Here is a 2321-nt window from a genome sequence, read left to right as displayed (position 1 = left end):
GACGCCGACCGCCAGCGCGCCGGCGCTCGGCGGCCGCGCGCCTAGCGTCGGAGCCTATCGGGGCGGCGGGCCTCGCGCGCCCGCTTCAGCCTGTCCTTGGCGTAGTCGTGGTCGGGCTCGAGCGCGATCGCCCGTTCGAAGTGACGGATCGCCGCATCCGCGTCTCCTGACGCCAGGGCGATATCCGCCAGGCCGCAATGGCTGTCCGCCGATTGCGGGAAGGCCTGAAGCGCGTCCTCGAAGACCCGCCTGGCGTCATCCATCGCCGGCATTGCGTACAGTTTGTAGCCGATGCCGACCAGCAGCCCGTCTTCCTTGAAGGCCTCGTCCGCGGGCCGTGCGGCTTTCATCCCGTCGTACCGTTGAAGCCCCGCCTCGACCCCCTCGGCCAGGATCGCGTCGAGCAGGACGGTTTCGGTCGTCGGCTCGGGCGTCCTGTAGCTCTCGCCGAAATAGATCGCCGCCAGAGCTCGCGCCGCGCCGCCCGCGCTGGCTTCGTCGCTGTTGCTGAGGACGATGACGGTCAGGCCGTCGTCGATGAAGCGGGCCATGTAGGCCGAGTAGCCGAAGCCGCTGCCCGAGTGCCCGATCTGTCGTCGGCCCAGCCAGTCCCTGACCTCCCAACCGTAGCCGGAGAAGGTGTTCCTGGGATTGGCGACCATCTCCTCGAACGACGCCGCGGTGATCAGCGTGTTGTCGCGCAGCGCCCGATCCCACTTCAACAGGTCGTCCGCCGTGCTGATCAGGCCGTTGGCGCCGTAGGCGTCGCTGGTGGTCTGCGGCGTCGTGTTGATGAAGGTCGAGCCCAGGGAGTAGTACCCCGTCGCCAGGCCGGGCACGATCTCACGCGTGTTGTTGAAGCGCGAGCGCGTCATGCCCAGCGGCGTCAGGATTTCGGCCTGGAGGACTTCCGGGAAAGGGCGTCCCGCGGCTCGCTCGACGATCCGTCCCAGCAGGACGTAGCCGGTGTTGCTGTAGCTGTATCCTTCTCCCGGAGCGAACAGCAGCGGACGGTCGCGAACGAGGGAGTCCACCCCGCCGCGCCAGTACGTCCGCGCATCCAGGTCCTCGTCCCAGTCCGGGAGGCGGGAATAGCCCTCGACGCCCGAGGTGTGGTTGAGCAGCTGCTGGATGGTGACGGCCCGCCAGGCCTCCGGGCAGTCCTCCAGATAGTCGCAGGCGCGGTCCGACACCTTGAGCGCGCCCCGCTCCTGCAGGCGCATGATCAGCGTCGCGGTGAAGGGCTTGGTCAGGGATTGCAGCCGGAAGGCCGTGTCGGGGCCGTTGGGGACGCCCAGCTCCTGGCTGGCCAGGCCGTAGCTGCCCCGGAACACGGGCGCGCCATCCTTGGCCACCACCACGGTGCCGCTGAAGGCGGCGTTCCGGACTGCGGCGGCCATATAGGCTTCGAAAGCCGCGGCCCTGGCTTCGGGACTTGGCGTCGTCGAAGCGGCTTCCTGCCCGTCGGCCGCCGCAGTCGCGGGAAGGGCCGCCGACAGGCTTCCGGAAATGAACGCCGCCGTCGCGGCCGCTGACAACCAGAACCTACGCATTCGTGTGATCTCCATACGCCACCCTCAGTTATCTTTATGGCATAATATTTTGCGTCAAGATATTTCACGTGAAGCTTTGTTCACCCGGAGGGCCTGGGATAGTTTCCGGACATGACGAACGCCGCCCCGCCTCCCGATCTGGTCGACAGCGTGCTCGACGATTGGCGCCGGTCACGTCCGGAGACCCGGGCCGACGCATTGCACGTGGTCGGCCGCATCATCTGGCTGGGGCGTCAGTACGAAGAGACCGTCGTGCGGATGAAGTGGGGTCCCGGCCTGTCCTATTCCGACTACGACGTGATCGCGACCCTTCGGCGAGCCGGCAGTCCCTACGAACTGGCGCCCACCGAGCTCGGCAAACGGGTTCTGCTCACCTCCGGCGGGCTTACGGCCTGCCTGCGGAGGCTGGAGAATGCGGGCCTGGTCTCCCGCCGGGGCGTCCGAGAGGATCGCCGCCGGCTGCTGGCCAAGCTGACGCCCAAGGGGTTCGACCTGGTCGAATCGTTCATCGACCAGCGCTTCGCCCTGGCCGACCAAGCCCTGGCGGGGCTTGATCCCAAGCAGATCGCCGCCCTGGAGGATCTGCTGCGCCGGCTCATGCCGCCGAGGGAGACGGGGTCCTGAAGCCCCTCTAGGGTTCCGTACTCAATACCGCTCATCCCCGCGAAGGCGGGGACCCAGTGTTTTGGGCGATCCGGCCGCGCCAGGGGCCCGCAAACGACAATCCCGCCGACCTTGCGCCGACAAAAGAACTGGGTCCCCGCCTTC

At 67.8% G+C, this 2321-nt stretch carries 2 protein-coding genes; one reads left to right on the top strand and one right to left on the bottom strand.

Annotation, left to right across the window (positions count from 1 at the left end; all coding sequences use genetic code 11):
• Positions 1-41: 41 nt before the first annotated feature.
• On the bottom strand, positions 42-1400 hold the full coding sequence (locus tag AC2W7C_RS16915) for a serine hydrolase (protein WP_486002422.1): 1359 nt from the start codon (positions 1398-1400) through the stop codon (positions 42-44).
• A 264-nt stretch (positions 1401-1664) separates the two neighbouring features.
• Between AC2W7C_RS16915 and AC2W7C_RS16910 the strand changes: the two genes are divergently transcribed.
• Positions 1665-2177, top strand: coding sequence for a MarR family winged helix-turn-helix transcriptional regulator (locus tag AC2W7C_RS16910; RefSeq protein WP_486002421.1), 513 nt, complete (start codon positions 1665-1667; stop codon positions 2175-2177).
• Positions 2178-2321: the final 144 nt, after the last annotated feature.

The sequence above is a fragment of the Brevundimonas sp. CURTG3B2_SDJG genome, assembly GCF_057364705.1.
This window is presented reverse-complemented; position numbering and strand designations above follow the sequence as displayed.

Bases quoted from the DNA above. Each gene is read 5' to 3' on its own strand.
- AC2W7C_RS16915 (WP_486002422.1), bottom strand. From the start codon at position 1,400: ATGGCCGCCGCAGTCCGGAACGCCGCCTTCAGCGGCACCGTGGTGGTG.
- AC2W7C_RS16910 (WP_486002421.1), top strand. From the start codon at position 1,665: ATGACGAACGCCGCCCCGCCTCCCGATCTGGTCGACAGCGTGCTCGAC.